Origin of the sequence: Phenylobacterium sp. (assembly GCF_041916435.1) — a bacterium.
Classification (GTDB): domain Bacteria; phylum Pseudomonadota; class Alphaproteobacteria; order Caulobacterales; family Caulobacteraceae; genus Phenylobacterium.
In genome coordinates this window covers 100,364-117,392 of sequence record NZ_JAYRZM010000004.1, presented here as the reverse complement: position 1 = coordinate 117,392, position 17,029 = coordinate 100,364, and the positions used below count along the sequence as shown (strand labels likewise).

General features: G+C 70.7%; 19 protein-coding genes. 9 read left to right on the top strand and 10 right to left on the bottom strand.

The genetic code is table 11. The features are described from left to right. Positions 1-48 precede the first annotated feature (48 nt). Together ACE3TA_RS11985 and ACE3TA_RS11980 are read left to right on the top strand one after the other, a co-directional pair. Positions 49-1,272 carry a serine hydrolase domain-containing protein gene (locus tag ACE3TA_RS11985; protein WP_374573916.1) on the top strand — a complete coding sequence of 408 codons (1,224 nt, stop codon included), beginning with the start codon at positions 49-51 and terminating at the stop codon, positions 1,270-1,272. Positions 1,273-1,446: 174 nt separating this feature from the next. Continuing rightward, a complete protein-coding gene (locus tag ACE3TA_RS11980) occupies positions 1,447-1,968 on the top strand; it encodes a hypothetical protein (protein ID WP_374573914.1) in 522 nt (173 codons plus the stop codon). Positions 1,969-1,990: 22 nt separating this feature from the next. On the opposite strand, the gene ACE3TA_RS11975 is transcribed toward ACE3TA_RS11980, so the two are convergent. Next, positions 1,991-3,490, bottom strand: a complete 1,500-nt coding sequence (locus tag ACE3TA_RS11975; protein ID WP_374573912.1) for an MATE family efflux transporter — start codon at positions 3,488-3,490, stop codon at positions 1,991-1,993. 199 nt (positions 3,491-3,689) lie between these two features. Here ACE3TA_RS11975 and rfbB point away from each other — a divergent pair, with 199 nt between their 5' ends. The 3 genes from rfbB to rfbA are packed head-to-tail and all read left to right on the top strand — an operon-like array spanning position 3,690 to position 6,534. Further along, entirely contained in the window at positions 3,690-4,739 is a 1,050-nt protein-coding gene (gene rfbB, locus ACE3TA_RS11970; RefSeq protein ID WP_374573910.1) for a dTDP-glucose 4,6-dehydratase, read from the top strand. Beyond that, positions 4,736-5,641 (top strand): dTDP-4-dehydrorhamnose reductase, encoded by a 906-nt coding sequence (gene rfbD / locus ACE3TA_RS11965; RefSeq protein WP_374573908.1) that lies wholly within the window; start codon positions 4,736-4,738, stop codon positions 5,639-5,641. Before rfbB ends, rfbD begins: the two co-directional genes overlap by 4 nt. Further along, on the top strand, positions 5,638-6,534 hold the full coding sequence (gene rfbA / locus ACE3TA_RS11960) for a glucose-1-phosphate thymidylyltransferase RfbA (protein WP_374573906.1): 897 nt from the start codon (positions 5,638-5,640) through the stop codon (positions 6,532-6,534). The genes rfbD and rfbA overlap by 4 nt, the downstream gene beginning before the upstream one ends. 66 nt (positions 6,535-6,600) lie before the next feature. Here the strand turns inward: rfbA and ACE3TA_RS11955 are convergent, their stop codons facing one another. Then, positions 6,601-8,010, bottom strand: coding sequence for an amino acid permease (locus ACE3TA_RS11955; protein ID WP_374573904.1), 1,410 nt, complete (start codon positions 8,008-8,010; stop codon positions 6,601-6,603). Between the two features lie 65 nt (positions 8,011-8,075). Between ACE3TA_RS11955 and ACE3TA_RS11950 the strand changes: the two genes are divergently transcribed. Continuing rightward, positions 8,076-9,827 carry a DUF885 family protein gene (locus tag ACE3TA_RS11950; protein ID WP_374573902.1) on the top strand — a complete coding sequence of 584 codons (1,752 nt, stop codon included), beginning with the start codon at positions 8,076-8,078 and terminating at the stop codon, positions 9,825-9,827. 101 nt (positions 9,828-9,928) lie between these two features. On the opposite strand, the gene ACE3TA_RS11945 is transcribed toward ACE3TA_RS11950, so the two are convergent. Continuing rightward, entirely contained in the window at positions 9,929-10,552 is a 624-nt protein-coding gene (locus ACE3TA_RS11945) for a trimeric intracellular cation channel family protein (protein ID WP_374573900.1), read from the bottom strand. Between the two features lie 148 nt (positions 10,553-10,700). Here ACE3TA_RS11945 and ftsY point away from each other — a divergent pair, with 148 nt between their 5' ends. From ftsY to ACE3TA_RS11930, 3 genes are all read left to right on the top strand, one after another. Beyond that, a complete protein-coding gene (ftsY, locus tag ACE3TA_RS11940) occupies positions 10,701-11,642 on the top strand; it encodes a signal recognition particle-docking protein FtsY (RefSeq protein ID WP_374573898.1) in 942 nt (313 codons plus the stop codon). Continuing rightward, complete coding sequence (locus ACE3TA_RS11935) at positions 11,639-12,226, top strand: inner membrane-spanning protein YciB (protein WP_374573896.1); 588 nt, start codon at positions 11,639-11,641, stop codon at positions 12,224-12,226. The genes ftsY and ACE3TA_RS11935 overlap by 4 nt, the downstream gene beginning before the upstream one ends. An 88-nt stretch (positions 12,227-12,314) precedes the next feature. Beyond that, positions 12,315-12,896 carry a MarR family winged helix-turn-helix transcriptional regulator gene (locus ACE3TA_RS11930; protein WP_374573894.1) on the top strand — a complete coding sequence of 194 codons (582 nt, stop codon included), beginning with the start codon at positions 12,315-12,317 and terminating at the stop codon, positions 12,894-12,896. 207 nt (positions 12,897-13,103) lie between these two features. Here the strand turns inward: ACE3TA_RS11930 and ACE3TA_RS11925 are convergent, their stop codons facing one another. The 7 genes from ACE3TA_RS11925 to ccmA all read right to left on the bottom strand — a co-directional run bounded on the left by ACE3TA_RS11925 (position 13,104) and on the right by ccmA (position 16,894). Further along, positions 13,104-13,376: a hypothetical protein gene (locus tag ACE3TA_RS11925; protein WP_374573892.1), complete on the bottom strand. Its 273-nt coding sequence runs from the start codon at positions 13,374-13,376 to the stop codon at positions 13,104-13,106. 80 nt (positions 13,377-13,456) lie between these two features. Beyond that, complete coding sequence (locus ACE3TA_RS11920) at positions 13,457-13,972, bottom strand: DsbE family thiol:disulfide interchange protein (protein WP_374573890.1); 516 nt, start codon at positions 13,970-13,972, stop codon at positions 13,457-13,459. Further along, positions 13,969-14,121 (bottom strand): heme exporter protein CcmD, encoded by a 153-nt coding sequence (ccmD, locus tag ACE3TA_RS11915; protein ID WP_374573888.1) that lies wholly within the window; start codon positions 14,119-14,121, stop codon positions 13,969-13,971. Before ccmD ends, ACE3TA_RS11920 begins: the two co-directional genes overlap by 4 nt. A 5-nt stretch (positions 14,122-14,126) precedes the next feature. Then, positions 14,127-14,855 carry a heme ABC transporter permease gene (locus ACE3TA_RS11910; protein ID WP_374573886.1) on the bottom strand — a complete coding sequence of 243 codons (729 nt, stop codon included), beginning with the start codon at positions 14,853-14,855 and terminating at the stop codon, positions 14,127-14,129. Between the two features lie 102 nt (positions 14,856-14,957). Beyond that, positions 14,958-15,467: a Spy/CpxP family protein refolding chaperone gene (locus ACE3TA_RS11905; RefSeq protein WP_374573884.1), complete on the bottom strand. Its 510-nt coding sequence runs from the start codon at positions 15,465-15,467 to the stop codon at positions 14,958-14,960. Positions 15,468-15,614: 147 nt separating this feature from the next. After that, positions 15,615-16,280: a heme exporter protein CcmB gene (gene ccmB, locus ACE3TA_RS11900; RefSeq protein ID WP_374573882.1), complete on the bottom strand. Its 666-nt coding sequence runs from the start codon at positions 16,278-16,280 to the stop codon at positions 15,615-15,617. Then, positions 16,277-16,894 (bottom strand): heme ABC exporter ATP-binding protein CcmA, encoded by a 618-nt coding sequence (gene ccmA, locus ACE3TA_RS11895; protein WP_374573881.1) that lies wholly within the window; start codon positions 16,892-16,894, stop codon positions 16,277-16,279. Before ccmA ends, ccmB begins: the two co-directional genes overlap by 4 nt. Positions 16,895-17,029 lie beyond the last annotated feature (135 nt).

Sequence of the window (17,029 nt, the reverse complement as noted above, 5' to 3'; positions counted from 1 at the left end):
GCCGCCGCCGCTACAGTCCTGATCGCATTTCAGATCGCGAGGATTTTCATGGCCGCCGCTTCCCTGGGATTTTCCCCCGACCGCCTGCAACGCATCGAGCGCTTCCTTCAGGACCGCTACGTCGGCCCCGGCCGCATCCCCTGCGCCCAGCTCCAGGTGATGCGCCGCGGCGAGCTGGCCTATGAGGCCGTGCTGGGCCAGGCCGACGTGGAGCGCGGGCGAAAGCTCGAGGCCGACGCGATCTTCCGCATCTATTCGATGACCAAGCCGATCACGAGCATCGCCCTGATGATGCTGGTCGAGGAGGGCGCGATCGCCCTGGACGATCCGGTGCACAAGTACATCCCGGCCTGGAAGGACCTGGCGGTGTTCAAGGCCGGCCTGCCCGGCCAGTTCATGACCGCGCCGGTCGAACGGCCCATGCAGGTGGTCGACCTGATGCGTCACACCTCGGGCCTCACCTACGGCTTCCAGAACCGCACCAACGTCGATTCCGCCTATCGCCGGCTGCACGTGGGCGAGGTCTACGGCGAGCGCGACCTCAAGGGCTTCGTCGACCAGCTCGCCGAACTGCCGCTGGAGTTCTCCCCGGGCACGGCCTGGAACTATTCGGTCTCCACCGACGTGCTCGGCTATCTGGTGCAGGTCGTCTCCGGCATGGCCTTCGAGGACTTCCTGGAGACCCGCATCTTCGAGCCCCTCGGCATGGTCGACACCGGCTTCTCCGTGCGCGCGGGCGAGGAGAAGCGCCTGACCGCCTGCTACCAGGCCCTGCCCGGCGGGCGCATGAAGCTGCAGGACGATCCGGAAAAGAGCCCCTACCTCGCCCCGCCCAAGCTGGTCTCCGGCGGCGGCGGCCTCGTCTCCACCGCGGCCGACTACGCCCGTTTCTGCCGGATGCTCTCCAATCGCGGCGAGCTCGACGGCGCCCGGCTGGTCGCGCCCAAGACGCTGGCCCTGATGAGCGCCAACCACCTGCCCGGCGGGGCGGACCTGACCCAGATGTCGGTCTCGCTGTTCTCGGAGTCCACCAACGCCGGCGTCGGCTTCGGCCTCGGCTTCGCCACGGTGTTCGAGCCGGCCCGCACCCTGCTGCCCAGCTCCAGGGGCGAGTTCTACTGGGGCGGCATGGCCTCCACCGCCTTCTGGATCGACCCGGTCGAGGACGTCGCCGTGGTCTTCATGACCCAGCTCATGCCCTCCTCCAGCTACCCCATCCGCCGCGAACTGCGCACCCTGGTCTACTCGGCCCTGATGGAGACCAACGCCTAGAGGGCGGAGGCCGCCCGAAGATGCTCCCCCTCTGGGGGAGCTGGCGGCGACGCCGACCGAGGGGGACTTCACCCCGGCTCCGGCCGGAGAACGAACCAAGGCGGTTGCGCCGCCACGCCTCGACAGACGACAAGCGGCGGGTCATCCGGAGCAGGAATGGGCGTCAGGAACTACTTGATCGAGGGCGTGTCCGGCGCCGGCAAGACGGCGGTCGCCACGGAGTTGCAGCGCCGCGGCTATCAGGCGATCCACGGCGACCGGGAACTGGCCTATCGGGGCGATCCGAAAACAGGCCGGCCGATGAGCCCCGGAACGGAGACGCCGACCGCTCTATGGAAGTCCGAGCACCAGATCTGGGACGTCGAGAAGGTCAAGGCCTACATCGCCAACCGGGATGAAGCCGTCACCTTCTTCTGCGGCGGTTCAAGAAACTTCTCGAAATTCATCGACTTGCTCGACGGCGTCTTTGTCCTGGACGTCGACCTGGACACCATGAACCGGCGGATTGATCAGCGCGTGGCGCTGGACCCCACCGACTTCGGCGCGACGCCGGAGGAACGGGAGCTCATCGCGCGGCTGTTCGCGACGAAGGAGGACGTTCCGAAGAACGCGGTGAGCATCGACGCGACCGGCCCGATCGCCCGTGTCGTCGACGACATTCTCTCCAAGTGCGAAGCAGCAGGCCGAGGGGCCTGACGGCGGCCCCCGCACGACGCCCCTAGGCCTCCTGCCCGGCGACCTCGGCGTCCTCCACCATGTCCGGCGTCGCCTGGCCCAGGTCCGGCGCCTGGCCGCGGGGCGTGGCCTCCATCAGCCTGGCCTTCCGCCAGCCGCCCCAGCGGTAGTAGGCGAGCGCCAGCGCGAAGCTCATGGCGCTGCCGAGCGGGAAGCTCCACCACACCGCGTCGGCGCCCAGCCGGGTCTGCATCAGGTCGGTGAAGGGGATGCGCACCAGCCACATGGAGATGAACATGATGGCCAGCGGCGCCACCACCGCGCCGGTGGCCCGCACCACGCCGAACAGCACGAAGGCGATGCCCAGCGGGATGAAACCCCACAGGGCGAAGCTGTTGATGTGCAGGGCGATCGGCAGCGACGGGCTCGTCGCCGGCAGGAAGGCGCGCATGATCCACGGCTCCAGCGCATAGATCACCACCACCGGCCCGGCGGTGCAGGCCAGGGCGTAGAGCGAGCCGACGCGGGCGACCTTGTCCACCCGGTCCATCCGCCCGGCGCCGACGTTCTGCGCGGCCATGGACGAGACCGCCGCGCCCAGCGCCATGGCCGGCATCTGCACGTAGGTCCACACCTGGATCGCTGCGCCGTAGGCGGCGGCCGTGTGGCTGCCGTAGCGGTTGACGAAGCTGATCATCACCACCGCCGCGCCGGACACCACCAGCATCTGCAGGGCCATGGGCAGGCCCTTGAAGACCAGGCTGCGCACGATCGCCAGGTCCGGCTTCAGCAGTCCCCACTCGCTGGGCCGCAGCACCAGCACGCTGCGCTTGCGGTAGAGAATGGCGATCATCAGCGCCAGCGTGACGGTCTGGGAGATCAGGGTCGAGGCGGCCGAACCGGCCACGCCCAGCCGCGGGAAGGGCCCGATGCCCATGATCAGGATCGGGTTCAGCGTGATGTCCATGCTCACGGCGAACAGCGAGAACCAGAACGGCGAGCGCGAATCGCCGGTCCCCCGCTGGGCCATCATCATGAAGCTGAAGAAGTACATGAACGGCATGGCCAGGAAGATCACGCGCAGGTAGTCGATCGCCTCCTGCCGCGCGTCGCCGGGGGTGCCCATGGCGTCCAGGATCATCGGCGTCAGCCAGTAGCCGAGCGCCCCCACCGACAGCGACAGCACCGCGAAGAAAGCCGTGGAGGTGCCCACCACCTTCTTGGCCAGCGCCTGGTCGTGGGCGCCGATCGCCTGGGCGATCATCAGGTTGGCGCTCATGCTCACGCCGAACACCGCCCCCAGCATCAGGAACAGGATGTTGTTGGCGTTGGAGATGGCCGCCAGCGCCGTCTCGCCGATGGCGTGGCTCACCCACACCGCGTTGGCCGAGCCGTTCAACGACTGCAGGATGTTCGAGCCCATCACCGGCAGGGCGAACAGGATCAGGGTCGAGCCGATCGGGCCGGTGGTGAGATCCCGCACCGTGCGCCCCGGCGGGCCTGAGGCGGGCCGCTTGGGGGCCTGGTCGGTGGTCGAGGTCACGGCGAATCCTGGGGAGACGGCGGGCCCTCCGCCCCCCGGCGAGCTTCAAGAGTAGGCGCCCGCAGGGTCCGTCTCAACCCAGGCGCCTCAAAACCGCCACGGCCGCACGGTTTGAGCCTGTCATCGGCTGCTGCTAGAGCAGGCCTCCCGACGTCAAAATGACGTGGCAAGCCCGTCTCCATCGCTTACGAAAGACCTCATGAAACTTCTGATCACGGGCGGCGCCGGCTTCATTGGCTCGGCGGTGGTTCGCCGGGCTGTCGCCGAAGGGTTCGACGTGGTGAACCTCGACGCCCTGAAATACTCGGCCAATCCCGACAACGTCGCCGAGGTCGCCGCTTCTCCCCGCTACGCCTTCGAGGACGTCGACATCTGCGATGAGGCCGCCGTGCGGGCGGTGTTCGAGCGCCACAGCCCCGACGCGGTGATGCACCTGGCCGCCGAATCGCACAACGACCGGGCCATCGAGGATCCGCTCAGCTTCGTGCGCACCAACGTGATGGGCACGGCCGTGCTGCTGGACGCGGCGCGCCGCCACTGGGCCGCCCTGCCGTCGCCGCGCAAGGAGGCCTTCCGCTTCCACCACATCTCCACCGACGAGGTGTTCGGGGCGCTGGGCGAGACCGGCGCCTTCACCGAAGAGACGCCCTACGATCCCAACTCGCCCTATTCGGCCAGCAAGGCCGGCTCCGACCACCTGGTGCGCGCCTGGCACCGCACCTTCGGCCTGCCGGCGGTGCTGACCAACTGCTCCAACAACTACGGCCCCTTCCAATTCCCCGAGAAGCTGATCCCGACGGTCATCTCCCGGGCGCTGGAGGGCAAGTCGATCCCGGTCTACGGCCAGGGCCTGCAGGTGCGCGACTGGCTGCACGTGGACGACCACGCCGAGGCCCTGCTCCTGGTGCTGCAGAAGGGCCGGCTGGGCGAGACCTACTGCATCGGCGGCGACAACACCGTGCGCAATATCGAGCTGGTCAAGACGCTCTGCGCGCACCTGGACAAGTACGCCCCGGCCAACACGGCCCACGCCGACCGCATCGAGTTCGTCGCCGACCGGCCGGGTCACGATTTCCGCTATTCCATCGACGCCTCCAAGCTGAAGCGCGAGCTCGGCTGGTCGCCGCGCATCGCCCTCACCGACGGACTGGAAGACACCGTGCGTTGGTATGTGCAGAACCGGGCCTGGTGGGACGCCATCCGCGCGCGGGGCTTCCACAGCGAGCGGATGGGCCTGGTCAAGGCATGAGCCTGACGATCCTGCAATTCGGCGCGAGCGGCCAGCTCTCGCGCGAGCTCATCGACCGCAGCACCGCCGACGTCATGATCAGGGCCCTATCCCGCGCCGACGCGGACCTGGCCGATCCCGACGCCGTGGCCCGCGCGATCGGCGAGGCCGACCAGGTCGACCTGGTGATCAACGCGGCCGCCTACACCGCCGTGGACAAGGCCGAGAGCGAGCCGGACCTGGCCTATGCGGTCAACGCCCGCGCCCCCCGCGCCATGGCCCGCGCCTGCCAGGCCCGGGGCGTGCCGCTGGTGCAGGTCTCCACCGACATGGTGTTCTCCGGCGCCAAGGCCGGCGCCTATGTCGAGGACGATCCCGTCGGCCCGCTGCACGTCTACGGCGCCTCCAAGCTGGCCGGCGAAGACGCGGTGCTGGACCTGTGCGAGCGGTCGATCGTCCTTCGGGTCTCCTGGCTGTTCTCGGCCTACGGACAGAACTTCCTGCAGGCGATGCTGCGCCTGGCCGAGACCCAGCCGGTGCTGAAGGTCGTCGCCGACCAGCACGCCCGGCCCACGGCCAGCGGCGACATCGCCGCCTTCCTCATCGCCCAGGCGCCACGCCTGGCGGCCCTGCCCGCCGGCGCCCCCGAATGGGGCCTGTTGCACTTCGCCAACGCCGGCGCCGCCACCCGTTTCGAGATGGCCGAGGCGATCTTCGCCACGGCCTGGCCCGACCGGCCGCCTCCGGCGATGGAGCCGGTCCCCACCAGCGCGTTCCCCACGGCCGCGCGCCGCGCCCTCAACGCCGAACTGGACTGTTCGCGTCTGGCCGCGGTGTTCGGCGTCACGCCCCGTCCCTGGCGCGAGCCCCTCGCCGAGGTCGTGGCCAAGCTCGTGGACGCCAAGAACAGGAAAGTCGCATGAGGCGCGGGATCATCCTGGCCGGCGGGTCCGGCACCCGGCTGCACCCCCTGACCATCGCGGTCTCCAAGCAGCTGCTGCCGATCTACGACAAGCCGATGATCTACTATCCGATCTCGGTGCTGCTGCTGGCCGGTGTGCGCGAAATCCTGATCATCACCACGCCCGAGGACCAGGCCGCCTTCAAGCGGCTGCTGGGCGACGGCTCGCAGATCGGCGTGCGCTTCGAATACATCGTCCAGCCGAGCCCGGACGGCCTGGCCCAGGCCTACATCCTGGGCGAGGAATTCGTGAACGGCGATCCCAGCGTGATGGTGCTCGGCGATAACATCTTCTGGGGGCAGAGCTTCGCCCAGACCCTGCGCAGCGCCGACCAGCGCACGTCGGGCGCCACGGTGTTCGGCTATCCGGTGCACGATCCGGAACGCTACGGCGTGCTCGAACTCGGCCCGGAGAACCGCGTCCTCGGCATCGAGGAAAAGCCGAAGCAGCCGAAGTCCAACTACGCGGTCACCGGCCTCTACTTCTACGACGGCCGCGCCAGCGAGTTCGCCAAGACGCTGAAGCCCTCGGCGCGCGGCGAGCTGGAGATCACCGCGCTCAACCAGTGCTACCTGGAGGAGGGCGACCTGCACGTCGAGCTCCTGGGCCGCGGCTTCGCCTGGCTCGACACCGGCACCCACGACAGCCTGATCCAGGCCGGCGAACTGATCCGAACCCTGGAGCAGCGCCAGGGCCTGCGCATCGGCTGCATCGAGGAGCTGGCCTTCCGCATGGGCTTCATCGACCGCGACCAGCTCGCCGATCTCGGCCGGGCCCAGGCCAAGAGCGAATACGGCGCCTACCTGCGCCAGCTCGCCGAGAACCCCCTGCCCAGCGACGAGCCGGCGGAGTAGCCCTCGCACGTCATCCCCCGCGAAGGCGGGGGACCCAAGCCGAGCGAAGACGCGGGGAGGGCGGCCCTACGCCTTCGCCAGCCGGCTCGCCCGCCGCCCGTAGGCCAGGTAGACCCCCAGGCCGATCAGGTTCCAGATGGCGAAGCGCACCATGGTCTTCTCCGGCAGGCTGACGAACAGATAGACGCAGCCAGCCACCGCCAGCGGCCCCACCAGCCAGGGGGCCGGGCAGCGGAAGTCGCGGTGGCGGGTCGGCTCGCGCCGCCGCAGCACCATCATGCAGGTCGCCGTGGCGACGAAGGCCAGCAGCGTGCCGGCGTTGGCCAGCTCGGCGATCTCCTGCAGCGGCAGCATGCCGGCGATCACCGCGGCGATGGCTCCGGTCAGCAGGGTCACCGCCACCGGCACCCCGCGCGGACCCACCTTGGCCAGCGCCATCGGCAAGACACCGTCGCGGGCCATGGCGAAGAAGATCCGGCTCTGGCCGAACATGAAGACCATGATCACCGTCGGCAGGGCGACGATCGCCGCCCCGGCCACCAGGGCCGCGGCCAGGGGGTGGTTCAGTCCGCGCAGGATGAAGGCCAGCGGCTCGGCGCTCTTGGAGAAGACGTCGAACGGCGAGGCGCCAAGGGCCGCGGCGGCCACCACCATGTAGATCGAGGTGCAGATCAGCATCGAGCCGATGATGCCGATGGTCAGGTCCCGCGCCGGGTTCCGGGCCTCCTCCGCCGCCGTGGAGATCGCGTCGAACCCGTAGAAGGCGAAGAAGATCAGGGCCGCGGCCGCCATGATCCCACGCTTGACGCCGTCGGCGTCCACGTGGGCGGCGAAGCCGAACGGCGCGAAGGGGCTGAAGTGGCCGGCCTTGAACGCCGGCAGGGTCAGGGCCACGAAGGCGGCTAGGGCGACGATCTTCACCAGCACCAGGACGAAGTTGACCGTGGCGCTCTCGCGCGTGCCGACCAGCAGCATCCCGGTCACCCCGAGCGCCACCAGCACCGCCGGCAGGTTGACGATCCCGCCCGCGTGCGGCCCGGCGCTCAGCGCCGCCGGCAGGTGCACGCCCGCCTGTTCCAGCACGCCCACGGCGTAGGCCGCCCAGCCCACCGAGACCACCGAGCAGACCACGGTGTATTCCAGGATCAGGCTCCAGCCGACCACCCAGGCGATCAGCTCGCCGAGCGCGGCGTAGCTGTAGGTGTAGGCGCTGCCGGCCACCGGCATCAGGGTGGCCATCTCCGCATAGGCCAGCGCCGCGCAGGCGCACACCGCCCCGGCGATGGCGAAGGAGACGATCACCCCTGGCCCCGCCAGCCCCGCGCCCACCCCGGTCAGGGTGTAGATCCCGGTGCCGATGATCGCGCCCACGCCCAGGGCGACCAGGTGCGGCCAGGAGAGCGCCGGCCTCAGCCGGTGGTGCGCGGCGTGGTCGGTCAGGCCGTCCAGCGACTTGCGGCGGGTCGCAAAGCTCATGATTGATTCCCCCTGCACCGGAGCATCGGCCACCATGCCCGGCCCGTGATGCAGGGGAAAGCGCCATGCTGAAGGCCGTCATCGCCGCCCTCGCCCTCCTTTCGGCCTGGCCGGCCGCCGCCGCGCCGCTGGACGCGCTGATCGCCGACTACGACGCCTTCACCCTGGCCGACGATCCCGTCACCGCCGGTCAGGAGGGCGATCGCACCGCCCTCTCGCGCCTGCCCGACGCCACTCCCGCCGCCGACGCGGCCCGCAAGGCCGCCCTTGAGGGCTTCAAGGGGCGCCTGGATGCGATCCCGCCGCAGGGCCTCGCCGGCGAGGCCGCGCTCAACCGCGCCTTCCTGGCCTGGGTGATCGACGAGCGGCTGCAGAGCCTGTCCTTCGACGAGGCCCGCATGGCCTTCAACAGCGACAGCGGCTTCGATTCCTTGATGGGCTACCTCGCCGCCGTCACCCCGATCCGCAGCGAGGCCGACGCCCGCGCCTGGATCGACCGGCTGAAGGCGACGCCGGAGTACTACGCCGACAACATCGAAAACGCCCGCCGCGGCGTGAGGACCGGCTTCACCCAGCCGCGCTCCACGGTTCAGGAGGTGCTGGCCCAGGCCCGCAAGGCCGCCGACGCCCCGGTCGAGACCGACGTCCTGATGACGCCCTTCAAGACCCTGCCGGCCTCCATTCCCGCCGACCGCCAGGCCGCCCTGCGCGCCGAGGCCGTGGCCGTCGTGCGCGACCGCATCCGGCCCCGGCAGCGCGCCTTCGTCGCCTTCCTCCAGACCGAATACCTGCCCGCCGCGCGCAAGGGCCTTGGCCTGCGCTCCATGCCGGGCGGCGAAGCCTATTACCGCTGGCTGGTCCACGAGCAGACCACCACCGACATGACCCCCGACGAGATCCACGCCCTCGGCCTGTCGGAGGTCAAGCGCATCCGCGCCGAGATGGACCAGGTGATCGCCGAGACCGGCTTTACCGGCGACTTCAAGGCCTTCGTCGCCATGCTGCGCGCCGACCCGCGCTTCTACGCCACCTCGCGCGAGGACCTACTGGAGAAGGCCTCGGAGATCGCCAAGCGCATCGACGGCGAGCTGCCCGGCTGGTTCGCCACCCTGCCGCGCCTGACCTACGGCGTGCGGCCCGTGCCCGCCGACATCGAGGAGACCTACACCACCGGCCGCTACTTCTCCGGCAGCCCCAAGCTAGGGGTGGCCGGCGGCTACATGGTCAACACCTCCCACCTGGACCAGCGCCCGCTCTACGAGCTGCCGGCGCTGACCCTGCACGAGGCCGTGCCCGGCCATCACATCCAGATCGCGCTGGCCCAGGAGCTCACCGGCGCGCCGGCCTTCCGCCGCAACGCCGACGTCACCGCCTTCACCGAGGGCTGGGGCCTCTACGCCGAGAAGCTCGGCGGTGAGATGGGCATCTACCGCGACGCCTATGAGCGCTTCGGCCAGCTCTCCTACGAGATGTGGCGCGCCTGCCGGCTGGTGGCCGACACCGGCGTGCACTGGCTGGGCTGGAGCCTGGATGAGGCCCGCGCCTGTTTCGCCGACAACACCGCGCTCTCGCCGCTCAACATCGACGTGGAGCTCGCCCGCTACGTCTCCTGGCCCGGCCAGGCCCTGGCCTACAAGATCGGCGAGCTGAAGATCCTGGCCCTGCGCGACAAGGCCAGGGCGGCGCTCGGCGACCGCTTCGACATCCGCCGCTTCCACGACGCGGTGCTGCTGGAAGGCCCGCTTCCCCTGCCGCTGCTGGAACAGCGCATCGACGCCTGGATCGCCGCCGAGCAGGCCGAGGGCCCCGCCTCCTAGCCGTCATCCTCCGGTCGGCCGAAGGCCGATCCGGGGGACCCAAGCTGAAACGCCGCTTGGATCACCCGGACGAGCCGGGTGACGACGCCCAGAGGCGAACATCACACCTCGTCCACGCCGCGGAACCCCGGCAGCGACCAGCCGAACTGGATCGCCCCGCCGCGCACGACCAGCGCCACGGTGAAGCCGGCCAGCCCCGCCAGCGAGGGCGCGACGCCCGCCATCCGCAGGAGCACGAAGGCCGTGGCTCCGCCGAGCGCGGCGGTGACGTAGATCTCCCGCTTCAGCAGGATCGAGGGCTCCTCGGCCAGCACGTCGCGGATCACCCCGCCGAACGCCGCGGTCAGCACCCCCATGATCACCGCCGAGAACGGATGCACGCCCAGCGCCAGCGCCTTGGCCGCCCCCACCACCGTGTAGGCGCTCATGCCCAGCGCATCGAGCCAGACCAGGAGGCGGGCGCGGAACCGGCGCGGACCCAGCAGCCACACCGCGATCGCCGCGGCCAGGCAGGCGGCGATGTAGCTCGGCCGGTTCACCCAGAACACCGGCGCCCCGATCAGCAGGTCGCGCAGGGTGCCGCCGCCCACCCCAGTGACGGCCGCGAAGAAGCCGAAGGTGACGATGTCGTGCCGCCGCCGCGCCGCGGCCAGGGCGCCCGTGGCGCCGAAGACGAACACCGCCGCATAGTCGAGCGCCGAAAGCGCGGTTCCGATCGAATCCATCGCCGCCAATCCGTCCAGGGCGATCAACCTAGCGTTCCGCCCCGCTCTGCGTCATCCCCCGGACGAGCCCGATGAAGACGTCCGCCACTCCAGCCGGCCCCGCAAACCCCCAGGTGACGCCGGCCGGCGTCAAGGCTAGAAGCGCCCCATGACCGAACCCAAGAAAGGCTGGTTCCAGAAGCTGACGGCGGGCCTGTCGCGCTCGTCGAAGCAGATGTCGGACCAGCTGACGAGCGCCTTCTCCACCAAGGCGCCTCTCGACCAGGCCAAGCTGGACGAACTGGAAGAGATGCTGATCGAGGCGGACCTCGGTCCGCACTCGGCCGCGCGCATCACCGAGCGCTTCGCCGAGGAGCGCTTCGGCAAGAACATCGACGAGACCGAGATCAAGGAGGCGCTGGCCGCCGCGATCGGCGACGAGCTCGCCCGGCGCGAAGGCGACTTCGATCCGCTGTCGGCCGGCCGTAAGCCCTATGTGGTGATGTTCATCGGCGTGAACGGCTCGGGCAAGACGACGACCCTCGGCAAGATCGCCGCCGACCTGAAGGCCCGCGGCGCCAAGGTGCTGATCGCCGCCGGCGACACCTTCCGCGCCGCCGCCGTCGAGCAGCTCAAGGTCTGGTCCGAGCGCGCCGGCGTGGACTTCATCTCCCGGCCCACCGGCTCGGACGCCGCGGGCCTGGCCTACGAGGCCCTGGAGAAGGCGCAGGCCGGGAACTACGACGTCCTGCTCATCGACACCGCCGGCCGCCTGCAGAACAAGCAAGGGCTGATGGACGAGCTGCACAAGATCATCCGCGTGATCCGCAAGCTCGACGAAAGCGCCCCGCACGAGACGCTCCTGGTGCTCGACGCCACCGTCGGCCGCAACGCGCTGGCCCAGGAAAACATCTTCGGCAACCAGATCGGCGTCACCGGCATTGTCATGACCAAGCTCGACGGCACCGCCCGCGGCGGCGTGCTGGTGCCCGTGGCCCAGGCCTCGGACTCGCCGATCAAGCTGATCGGCGTGGGCGAGGGGATCGACGACCTGCAGCCGTTCCGCGCGCGCGCCTTCGCCCGCTCGCTGGTCGGCCTGGAGGAAGCATGAGCCATCTGCCGCCCAAGGCGCACAAGTGGGTGCGGGCCGCCGTCGACTACGGCCCGCTGCTGGTCTTCCTGGCGACGCAGATCGCCACCCACGACCTGATCAAGGCCACCGCCGCCCTGGTGCCGGCCTCGGCCCTGGCGCTGATCGTCGGCTTCGCCGTGGAGCGGCGGATCGCCTGGATTCCGCTGATCGCCGGCGTCGCCGCCATGATCTTCGGCGGCCTCACCCTCATCTTCCACGACAAGACCTTCGTGAAGATCAAGCCGACGGTGATGAACGCCTTCTTCGGCGTGGTCCTGCTGGGCGGCCTGGCGCTGAAGAAGAACGCCCTGAAGCTGGTCATGGGCGAGGCCATCGCCCTTCCCGACGAGGTCTGGCGCAAGCTCACCCTGCGCTACGGCCTGTTCTTCCTGGCGCTCGCGGCGGTCAACGAAGCGGTCTGGCGCACCCAGTCCGACGACGTCTGGGCCCTGTTCCGCTTCCCCGGCCTGCTCATCCTCAGCGTGCTGTTCTCGGTCACCCAGACGCCGCTGATGATGAAACACGCGCGGCCGGTCGAGCCGCCGGCGAAGGCCGGCGAATAGGCCGATCGGACGTTCACGGACCTTCCGTCGTCAAATCTACGCATTGGGGCTATAGCTTGGCGTTCCGAATCCAGATGGAGGCGGGGCCATGGCCAAGGACAAGACGTCTGAAAAGCACAAGGCCGAGGCGGCCGACGCCGTCCCGGCGCTCGACCGTTCTCCCAGCCACCTGCTGCACAGGGCGTTGCAGCTCGCGCTCGACGTTTACGCCGACGAGGTCGGCGAGATCGGGCTCACCCAGCGTCAGTACGCGGTGCTCGCCGCCGTCGAGGCCCGCGAGGGCCTGACCCAGACGGACCTGGTGCGCATCACCGGCATCGACCGCTCCACCCTGGCCGACATGGCCCAGCGGATGATCGCCAAGGGCCTGCTGGTCCGCGAGCGCTCCGCCGAGGACGCCCGGGCCAACGCGGTGCGCCTGAGCGAGCAGGGCCGGCTGCTGCTGGCCGAGGCCGGCCCGCGGGTGGACGCCGCCGACGCGCGGCTCCTGCGCCTGCTCTCCTCGGGCAAGCGCGACGGCTTCGTCTCGCTGCTGCGCGACCTGGCCCGCTCCAGCCTGGACGGCCCGATCCCGCCCGAGAAGAAAAAGAAGAAGAAGGCCAAGGCCGAAAAGGCCGTCGCCGAGCTCAAGGGCGAAGGCAAGAAGAAGAAGGCCAAGAAGGCGGCCTAGGCTTTCAGGCGACCGCCGCTCATCCCTCTCCCCCTGCGGGAGAGGGTGGCCCCGCGGAGCGGGGTCGGGTGAGGGGTCGCGCTAACCGCGCCGCTGCGAAGGCGGAAATGCTGGGCGGCGGCGGAGGGGGCTGAGAAACCCCTCATCCGGCCTGCATGCGCAGGCCACCTTCTCCCGCAAGGGGAGAAGGGCTCTGACAGCAGCGCTTCAGACCCTGATGTCGAGGTAGGTTCCCGGCCGGGGGATCCGCTTGGGCGGCTCCTCGGGCGCGGCGGCGGTGCGCTGCGCCGGCGTGGCCGGAGCCGGCGTCTGGGCCGGAGCGGCCGCCTGGGTTTGCGCGGGAGCCGCCGGGGCGGCGGCGGCCTGCGGCTGGCCGAGCGCGGCCTGGAAGAAGGCCTTCTGGGCGGCCAGGCGGGCGGTGTCGGCGCGCGGCGCGACGGGCGTCGCGGGCATGATCGCGGGACGGACGGGGAGCGCCATGGCGGCCTCGTTTATGGTTAACGAGTTCCTGACAATCGCCCCGTCATGGCGAACGATTGGTTAACGCCCCGACGAAAAGGTTAACGCCGGACCTTATCCAGCATCGCCTCGGCGGTCTGCGGATCCAGCGGGCCGGAATGCTTGGCCACCACCACCCCGTCCGCGCCCACCAGGTAGGTCTCGGGCACGCCGGTGACGCCGAACTCCACGCCGGCGCGTCCGTTGCGGTCCACCAGCCGCGTCGCATAGGGATCGCCCAGCCGGCCCAGGAACGCCTGGGTGTTGGCCGGCGCGTCCTTGTAGGAGACGCCGACGATCTTCACGCCCTCGGCCTTCAGCCCCATCAGCACCGGTTGCTCGATCTCGCAGGGCGCGCACCAGGAGGCGAAGAAGTTCACCAGCACCGGCCCCTTGGCCGCCTCGCGCACCTTCACGTTCAGCCCGTCGTCCAGCGAGGGCAGGCTCAGGTCCGGCAACGGCTTGCCGACCAGCGCCTGGGGCTGCACCTGCGGATTGCGGTGCAGGGCGTAGAGGCCGAACAGCAGGCCCAGCGCCACCAGCACCCCCAGGGGGACGATCGCCAGCCAGCGGCTCATTTGCGGCGCGCGTCCAGGTCTTCGGCGCGCTTGCGCCAGCGCCGGGCGTGGGCCAGCGAGCCGATGATCATGCCGGCGAACACCACGGCGGTGACGCCGAACGCCGGCCACACGAAAAGGGCGTACTTGCCCGCGTCCAGGTCGAGCATGCGGTCTAGCCCCTCGCCGCGCGCAGGGCGGCGGCCTCGGCGCGGCGGCGCCACACCTCGCCGCGGATGCGCACCAGCCAAAGCGAACCGAAGGCGGCCATGTAGGAAAGGCCCATCAGCAGCAGCGGCCACAGGAACACCGGCGGCATGGCCGGCCCGTCCATGCGGAACACCGAGGAGCCCTGGTGCAGGGTGTTCCACCAGTTCACCGACCAGTGCACCACCGGCAGGTTCACCGCCCCCACCAGCGCCAGGATCGCCGCGGCCCGGGCGCCCTTGGCCTCGTCGTCGATCGCCGCGCGCAGGGCGATGTAGGCCAGGTAGAACAGGAACAGCACCAGCACGCTGGTCAGCCGCGCGTCCCACACCCACCAGGCGCCCCACATCGGCCGGCCCCAGAGCGAGCCGGTGACCAGGGCCAGGAAGGTGAAGGCCGCGCCCAGGGGGGCCGCGGCCTGGGCGGCGCAATCGGCCAGCACGTGGCGGAACACCAGCGCCAGGAAGCTCGCCACCGCCAGGCAGGCGTAGACGAACATGCTCATCCAGGCCGCCGGCACGTGGATGAACATGATCCGCACCGTATCGCCCTGCTGGTAGTCCTCGGGCGCGGTGAAGCCCAGCCACAGGCCCGCCAGCGCCAGCGCCACGGCGATCACGCCGAACAGCGGCGCGGCCCAGCGCGAGAACGCCATGAAGCGATCCGGATTGGCGAGGAAGGCGGGCGCGGGGATCATCGCCAGCGCACTTAGCCCCCGCGTGCGGCGGCGGCAAGGCGGGCCTGCGCCCGCCGGGGCGAAAGCCCCTCCGCCGGCGCTCGCCGTGGAGGGGCCTCGGCGTCAGCCTTCGCCGCGCATCGGGCCCATGCGGTGTTCGCCGCCGCCGTGCTTGCCGTGCGGGCCGTCCATCATCGGCGGCAGGGCGTCGAAGGCCTTCTGCTGGGCCGGCGTGAGCTGGGCGTAGAAGCGCTTGGTCGCCGCCGCGCGCTGGTCGAAGCGGGCCTGGCGCTGGGCCATCATCGCCTTCATGCGGTCGAGCCGCTGGGGCGTGGTCAGGCTGGCCATCTCCTGGCGCTCGGCGCGCATGGCCTGGCGCGCGTCCTTCGGCGGCTTCATCGCCGCGATGAAGGTGTTGAACGCGCCTTCCTGGTCGGGCCGAAGCTGCAGGACCTGGCGCAGCCGCTCGGTGCGCTGGGCCATCATGGCGTCCCGATCGCGCCCGGCCATCGGCCCCTGGGCCTGCGCCGGACGGCCGCCGTCCGCCGGCTGGGCCATGGCCTGGGCCGACAGGCCCGCGCCGAGAATGGCCGCGCCAAGGATCAGCGGGCGAAGTTTGGTCGTATAGGTCAAGGATCGTTCCTTTGTCGTCTCGTGACTTCCCTCACCTGTTCAAACGGCGCGGGGGCGCGAGTCCGGCGGAACCGGCGCATTAAGCTTTCGTCATGTTTCCAAGGGCCTGTGCATGAGGGTCCGTGCGCAAGGGCCCGTATGGGCGCCTCAGCTCAGCGCGTTGCGGCAGGCGGCCGCCATCGCCAGCGGCCCCAGCGCCAGCGCCGCGGCGGCGTAGGCGCCCAAGAGCGCGAACCCCGCCTTCCAGGGCAGGCCCGTGGCGAAGGCGTCCAGCGCCCCGCCGCCGAAGATCACCGGCGGCACGAACAGCGGCAGGACGATCACCGCCGTCAGCAGTCCCCCGCGCCGCGCGCCCAGGCTCAGCGCCGCGCCGATCCCGCCGGTGAAGGCGAAGGCCAGCCCGCCCATGAGGGCGCAGGCGAAGATCAGCGGCGCCAGGCTCGTCGGGGCGCCCAGCGCGATCGCCGCCAGCGGGGCCGCCAGCGCCAGCGGCGCGCCCGTGGCGATCCACTGGCCCAGGCACTTGGCTGCGCAGACCAGCTCCAGCGGCGCCTGCGACAGGGTCAGCAGGTCCAGCGCCCCGTCCTCGTAGTCGCGCTCGAACAGGCGGTCGAGCGACAGCAGCGAGGCGAGCGCGAGGGCCACCCAGGCGGCCCCCGGCGCCACGGCCCTCAGCCGGTCCGGCTCCGGCCCGATCGCCAGCGGCAGAAGGGTCGCCACCCCCGCGTAGAAGCCCACGGTGACCATCGGGCCGCCGCCGCGCCCCCAGGCCAGCACCGTCTCGCGGCCGAGCAGGGCCGACAGCCGGCTCACGCGGCGAACTCCGGCGCGGCGATCTCCAGCACCTTGGCCGGGATCGGCAGCGGATCGTGCACCGCCGCCACGATCAGGCCGCCTCCGGCCAGGTGCTCGGCCATGAGCTTTCCGAACCGTTCGCGCCACACCGAGTCCAGCGGGCTCATCGGCTCGTCCAGCAGCCACAGCGGCCGGGGCGCGGCGAGCAGGCGGGCCAGCGCCAGGCGCCGCCGCTGGCCGGCCGACAGGCGGCGCACCTCCAGGTCCATCAGGGCCGACAGCTCCAGCGCTTCGGCGGCCTGTCGCGCCGCCGCCTCGGTCCCGCCCATCCAGCGCGTCCAGAACGACAGCTCCTCGCTCGCCAGCCGGCCGGTCTTCAGCCCGTCCTGGTGGCCGACGAAGTGAGTGAAGCCGCCGCGCGCCTCGGCCGCCTCCAGCCCGCCGAAGCCGATGGAGCCGGCTTCCACCTCCACCAGCCCGGCGATCGCGCGCAACAGGCTGGTCTTGCCCGCGCCGTTGCGGCCGACCAGCACGGCGGCCTCTCCGGCGGCCAGCTCCAGGCGCGCGCCCTCGAACAGCAGGCGGCCGCCGCGGCGCACGGAAACGTCGTCGAGAGTCAGGAGTTTGATCACACTGAGCCCATCGCACGCCGGATCGCGGGCGTCGACACCGCTCTTTTTGAGAACCGCTCGCAGAGGCTCGGCGGCGCATGGACGCAAACCAGCGGCGGAGCTATGAAGCGCCCGGCCGTCGCCGACTTCCTGGGC

Coding starts and splice junctions, on each gene's coding strand:
- ACE3TA_RS11985 (WP_374573916.1), top strand. CDS start 49: ATGGCCGCCGCTTCCCTGGGATTTTCCCCCGACCGCCTGCAACGCATC.
- rfbB (WP_374573910.1), top strand. CDS start 3,690: ATGAAACTTCTGATCACGGGCGGCGCCGGCTTCATTGGCTCGGCGGTG.
- rfbD (WP_374573908.1), top strand. CDS start 4,736: ATGAGCCTGACGATCCTGCAATTCGGCGCGAGCGGCCAGCTCTCGCGC.
- rfbA (WP_374573906.1), top strand. CDS start 5,638: ATGAGGCGCGGGATCATCCTGGCCGGCGGGTCCGGCACCCGGCTGCAC.
- ACE3TA_RS11955 (WP_374573904.1), bottom strand. CDS start 8,010: ATGAGCTTTGCGACCCGCCGCAAGTCGCTGGACGGCCTGACCGACCAC.
- ACE3TA_RS11950 (WP_374573902.1), top strand. CDS start 8,076: ATGCTGAAGGCCGTCATCGCCGCCCTCGCCCTCCTTTCGGCCTGGCCG.
- ACE3TA_RS11945 (WP_374573900.1), bottom strand. CDS start 10,552: ATGGATTCGATCGGAACCGCGCTTTCGGCGCTCGACTATGCGGCGGTG.
- ftsY (WP_374573898.1), top strand. CDS start 10,701: ATGACCGAACCCAAGAAAGGCTGGTTCCAGAAGCTGACGGCGGGCCTG.
- ACE3TA_RS11935 (WP_374573896.1), top strand. CDS start 11,639: ATGAGCCATCTGCCGCCCAAGGCGCACAAGTGGGTGCGGGCCGCCGTC.
- ACE3TA_RS11930 (WP_374573894.1), top strand. CDS start 12,315: ATGGCCAAGGACAAGACGTCTGAAAAGCACAAGGCCGAGGCGGCCGAC.
- ACE3TA_RS11925 (WP_374573892.1), bottom strand. CDS start 13,376: ATGGCGCTCCCCGTCCGTCCCGCGATCATGCCCGCGACGCCCGTCGCG.
- ACE3TA_RS11920 (WP_374573890.1), bottom strand. CDS start 13,972: ATGAGCCGCTGGCTGGCGATCGTCCCCCTGGGGGTGCTGGTGGCGCTG.
- ccmD (WP_374573888.1), bottom strand. CDS start 14,121: ATGCTCGACCTGGACGCGGGCAAGTACGCCCTTTTCGTGTGGCCGGCG.
- ACE3TA_RS11910 (WP_374573886.1), bottom strand. CDS start 14,855: ATGATCCCCGCGCCCGCCTTCCTCGCCAATCCGGATCGCTTCATGGCG.